Annotated in this window: 5 protein-coding genes; 3 read left to right on the top strand and 2 right to left on the bottom strand. The window is 33.0% G+C overall.

Going from position 1 to position 5167, the window contains the following annotated elements; all coding sequences use genetic code 11:
* The coding region (locus tag ACIQ2I_RS07810; RefSeq protein ID WP_396181861.1) for an SIS domain-containing protein at positions 1-452 on the bottom strand (452 nt) is incomplete at its 3' end.
* 121 nt (positions 453-573) lie between these two features.
* Here ACIQ2I_RS07810 and recQ point away from each other — a divergent pair.
* Positions 574-2769: a DNA helicase RecQ gene (gene recQ, locus ACIQ2I_RS07805; RefSeq protein ID WP_396181860.1), complete on the top strand. Its 2196-nt coding sequence runs from the start codon at positions 574-576 to the stop codon at positions 2767-2769.
* Positions 2770-2832: 63 nt separating this feature from the next.
* Here recQ and ACIQ2I_RS07800 read toward each other — a convergent pair whose 3' ends face one another.
* A complete protein-coding gene (locus ACIQ2I_RS07800; RefSeq protein WP_396181859.1) occupies positions 2833-3096 on the bottom strand; it encodes a hypothetical protein in 264 nt (87 codons plus the stop codon).
* 149 nt (positions 3097-3245) lie between these two features.
* Here ACIQ2I_RS07800 and ACIQ2I_RS07795 point away from each other — a divergent pair, with 149 nt between their 5' ends.
* Both ACIQ2I_RS07795 and ACIQ2I_RS07790 read left to right on the top strand, forming a co-directional pair.
* Entirely contained in the window at positions 3246-4754 is a 1509-nt protein-coding gene (locus ACIQ2I_RS07795) for an NAD(P)/FAD-dependent oxidoreductase (protein ID WP_396181862.1), read from the top strand.
* Positions 4755-4810: 56 nt separating this feature from the next.
* Positions 4811-5167: GNAT family N-acetyltransferase (locus tag ACIQ2I_RS07790; RefSeq protein WP_396181858.1), on the top strand; the 357-nt coding region annotated here is incomplete at its 3' end.

The following is a 5167-nucleotide window of genomic DNA, read 5'->3' as shown; positions in this document are numbered from 1 at the left end:
AGTGGACAACTTTCGTCATCTACATGAGCAAGTAACACTAAATCGGAAGAAGCAGCTAAAAAAGAGGTTGAATTTGCCGTCATTCCAATTAAAGTAGTCCCAAAATTTTTAATTATGGGCGCCAAAACTTTAATTTCAGGGCTGTTTCCACTTTTTGAAATACATAATACTAGGTCGCCTTTTTGAATCATTCCTAAATCTCCATGAATGGCTTCAGCTGCGTGTAAAAATATAGATGGCGTTCCCGTAGAATTTAAGGTAGCTACAATTTTTTGAGCAATAATGGCACTTTTTCCAATACCAGTAACTACTAATCTTCCTTTGGATTCGAAAATGAGTTGTACAGTTTTGGCAAAATCTTCTGAAAGATAATGCGTAAGTTTTGCAATACTTTCGCTTTGAGATAGTATAGATTGCCTTGCGTTTTCTAGGATAGTTTGTGTTGTATTCAAAATTAAATGAATTATGTTTTTGTTTTTAAAGAATAGTTGTATCTTTATAATTGCAAATTTAGACAAAATTCAAATAATAATTGTCTAAAATTATTTGTTTATAAGTACAACCCATTATTTCATGAAAGAACAGAATATAGATTTATACAAAGAATTAAAAAAATACTTTGGATTTTCTCAATTTAAAGGATTACAAGAGAAAGTAGTTACAAGTATTATTTCTGGTAACAACACCTTTGTTATTATGCCAACTGGTGGTGGTAAATCATTATGTTATCAATTACCAGCATTGGTTTTAGAAGGCACAGCTATTGTAGTTTCTCCGCTTATTGCTTTAATGAAAAATCAAGTAGATGCCATTAGAAGTATGGGGTCTGATGTTGGTGTTGCGCATGTATTAAATTCATCTTTAAATAAAACAGAAGTAAATCAGGTCAAAGCAGATATTTTATCTGGCAAAACTAAAATGCTATATGTTGCACCTGAATCATTAACAAAAGAAGATTATATTAAGTTTTTACAAACAGTAAAGATATCATTTGTAGCCATTGATGAAGCGCATTGTATTTCTGAATGGGGACATGATTTTAGACCAGAATACAGAAATTTAAGAAGTATCATTAAGCAATTGGGTGATGTGCCGATAATTGGTCTTACAGCAACAGCTACTCCCAAGGTACAAGAAGATATCTTGAAAAATCTAGATATGCCAAATGCTAATACTTTTAAAGCTTCTTTTAACCGACCAAATTTATATTACGAAATACGTCCTAAAACAAAAAATGTTCAAGGCGATATTATACGATTTATTAAGCAACATAAAGGGAAATCAGGAGTCATTTATTGCTTAAGTAGAAAAAAAGTAGAAGAAATTGCACAAGTTTTACAAGTAAATGGAATTTCGGCAGTGCCTTATCATGCAGGTTTAGATGCTAAAACACGTGCCAAACATCAAGACATGTTTCTTATGGAAGATGTTGATGTTGTTGTGGCAACAATTGCCTTTGGTATGGGTATCGACAAACCAGATGTCCGATTTGTAATTCATCACGACATTCCAAAATCATTAGAAAGTTATTATCAAGAAACAGGTAGAGCAGGAAGAGACGATGGCGAAGGGATTTGCATGGCCTATTATTCTTATAAAGATATTGAAAAGTTAGAAAAATTCATGTCTGGAAAACCAATTGCAGAACAAGAAATTGGTTACGCATTACTTCAAGAAGTAGTTGCATATGCTGAAACGTCAATTTCTAGAAGAAAATATTTATTGCACTATTTCGGAGAAGAATTTGACGAAGTTAATGGAGAAGGAGCAAACATGGATGATAATGTTAGAAATCCTAAAGTAAAAACAGAAGCTCAAAATCAGATAGTTACTTTGTTAAAAGTAATTAACGATACCAAACAGTTGTTTAAATCTAAAGAAGTCATAATGGCTTTAGTTGGTAAAATAAATGCTATAATTAAAGCTCAAAAAATAGATACCTTAAAAACATTTGGAAGTGGCGCTAAACAGGATGAAAAATATTGGATGGCATTAATTCGACAGATTTTAGTAGCTGGATTTATATCAAAAGACATTGAAAGTTACGGCGTTTTAAAAGTAACACAAGCTGGATATGATTTTATTATCAAACCATATTCATTTATGGTGGCAGAAGACCATGAATTTAGCGAAGAGGAAGATGAAAACATAATAGCCGCAGCAAAAGCTACAGGTACAGCTGATGTGATATTAATGTCTATGCTTAAAGATTTACGAAAAAAAGAAGCCAAAAAGCATAATGTTCCTCCATTTGTAGTGTTTCAAGATCCTTCTTTAGAGGATATGGCGCTAAAATTTCCAATTACCATTGACGAATTAAGTAACGTCCATGGTGTAGGAGAAGGAAAGGCAAAGAAATTTGGAAACCCATTTATTGAATTAATTTCAAGATATGTTGACGAAAATGATATTATTCGTCCAGATGATTTAGTTGTGAAATCTACCGGAGCCAACTCCATTAATAAATTATATATCATACAAAATATCGATAGAAAATTAGCTTTAGATGATATTGCCTCGGCTAAAGGAATAAAATTTGACGATTTGCTTAAAGAATTGGAACAAATTGTGTTTTCGGGAACAAAATTGAATATTAAATATTGGATTGATGATATCTTAGACGAAGATCAGCAAGAAGAAATTTATGACTATTTTATGGATTCCGAATCTGATAGTATTGAAAATGCCCTAAAAGAATTTGATGGTGAATATGATACAGAAGAATTACGATTAATGAGAATCAAATTTATCAGCGAAGTAGCGAATTAAAATTAGGTAAAAGTCTAAAAGTCGAAAGTCTAAAAGTCGAAAGTCATAAAGTAACTTATGGATTTACTTTCGACTTTTAGACTTTTGACTTTCGACTAAATAAACCTCTCCACGATGAGGTAGTAAAGCATCTCTAAAAGTAATCATATCAGCTTCTTCTACAACTAAATAGGCTATAGCGTACATTTCGTTAAAAATTTCAAAACCAGTAATTTTTAGCTTGTAATTTTCTTTTTCTAAAAATTCTTTTAGATGAATTTCATGGTGTTCGGCTGTTTTAGCAGCAAAATGTCCACGAAAATCCCATAATAGTTTTATTTGTCCCATATAGCAAAGTTACAAATCATTTTAACGCTTTTCAAATAGATTTCTATTCCTTAATAAAATTCGTACTTTTACCAAATAATTTAAGCCAGATTTTAATGCCTCGCGAATTACTAATTCAAGTTTCTCCAGAAATGTCGAATAACGAACAAATGTTATACCAACATGTTGCTAAATTGGTAGACACTTCTGTGTCTGATTTGCAAAAAATTGTTGTACTTAAACGTTCTATTGATGCGCGCCAAAAAACTATAAAATTCAATTTAAAGTTAGCTATTTACTTTAAAGAGGAGGTATTTATAGCATCTAAAATTGAATTACCTAATTATCCTAACGTAAGCAACAAACAAGAAGTTATAGTTGTTGGAGCTGGACCTGCCGGATTATTTGCAGCTTTGCAATTAATAGAATTGGGCTTGAAACCAATAGTGTTAGAACGCGGAAAAGATGTTCGAGGTCGTCGTAGAGATTTAAAAGCATTAAATGTTGATGGCATTGTAAATGCCGATTCTAATTACTGTTTTGGCGAAGGCGGCGCAGGTACCTATTCCGATGGAAAATTGTATACACGTTCCAAAAAACGTGGCGATGTGGATAGAATTTTACAATTATTAGTAGCTTTTGGAGCAACTGAAGAAATTTTGGTTGAAGCACATCCACACATTGGAACCAACAAATTACCACAAATTATACAAGATATTCGAGATAAAATTATCGAATGTGGTGGACAAGTTTTGTTTGAAACACGGGTTACGGATATATTGTTAAAAAATAACGAAGTAGACGGAATTGTAACTCAAAATGGAGCAACCATTCATTCCAAAAAAATTATTTTAGCAACAGGACATTCGGCTCGTGATATTTTTGAATTACTTCATAAAAAAGATATTTTTATTGAAGCAAAACCTTTTGCATTAGGTGTTCGTGCAGAACATCCGCAAGGGTTAATTGATAAAATTCAATATTCATGTGATTACCGTGGTGAGTTTTTACCACCTTCACCATATTCCATCGTAAAGCAAGTTAATGGTCGTGGCATGTACTCGTTTTGTATGTGTCCAGGTGGTGTTATAGCACCTTGTGCCACAGCCGATGGCGAAGTAGTTACTAATGGTTGGAGTCCAAGTAAACGTGATCAAGCAACAGCAAATTCTGGAATTGTAATTGAATTACGTTTAGAAGATTTCAAAGCTTATCAAAAATTTGGCCCATTAGCAGGAATGGAATTTCAAAAAGCTATTGAACAAAAAGCATGGCAATTGGCCGGTAAAACACAAAAAGTTCCCGCACAAAGAATGATTGATTTTACACAAACAAAAGTTTCGACAGTTATCCCAAAAACTTCCTATGTTCCCGGAACAACTTCAGTAGAATTAGGAGAAGTTTTTCCAGCATTTTTAACACAAACGCTGCGTGAAGGTTTTTCAGCTTTCGGAAAAGCCATGCAGGGTTATTTAACAAATGATGCCATTTTGCATGCGCCTGAAAGTAGAACTTCCTCACCAGTTCGTATTCCTAGAGATAATTTTACTTTGGAGCATGTTCAAATTAAAGGATTATATCCTTGCGGCGAGGGTGCTGGTTACGCAGGTGGAATTGTTTCTGCTGCCATCGATGGTGAAAAATGTGCTATGAAAATTAAAGAAGCATTGGGTAATTAAAAAAATATTTGCGAACCATGCGAAAACCTTAGCGTCTTTGCGGTAAAAAAAACTCTATGACATTAAAAGGACAAAATATTCATTTACGAGCGCTCGAACCCGAAGATTTAGATTTTCTCTACGAAATAGAAAACAACAAATCTATTTGGGAAGTAAGCAATACGCAAACACCATACAGTAAATGGGTGTTGAAGCAATATTTAGAAAACGCACATCTCGATATTTATGAAGCTAAACAATTGCGATTGGTAATTGTTTTTTCAGAAACCAATGAAAAAGTTGGATTCATAGATTTGTTTGATTTTGATGCCAAAAACAGTCGTGCTGGAATTGGAATTTTAATTTCGGAAAACTTTAGAAATCAAGGTATTGGAAAAGAAACCTTGCAATTACTCTCAAATTATGCTTTCACA

It is taken from the genome of Flavobacterium sp. (assembly GCF_044368995.1).
Taxonomy (GTDB): domain Bacteria; phylum Bacteroidota; class Bacteroidia; order Flavobacteriales; family Flavobacteriaceae; genus Flavobacterium.
This window is presented reverse-complemented; position numbering and strand designations above follow the sequence as displayed.

Coding starts and splice junctions, on each gene's coding strand:
- recQ (WP_396181860.1), top strand. CDS start 574: ATGAAAGAACAGAATATAGATTTATACAAAGAATTAAAAAAATACTTT.
- ACIQ2I_RS07800 (WP_396181859.1), bottom strand. CDS start 3,096: ATGGGACAAATAAAACTATTATGGGATTTTCGTGGACATTTTGCTGCT.
- ACIQ2I_RS07795 (WP_396181862.1), top strand. CDS start 3,246: ATGTTATACCAACATGTTGCTAAATTGGTAGACACTTCTGTGTCTGAT.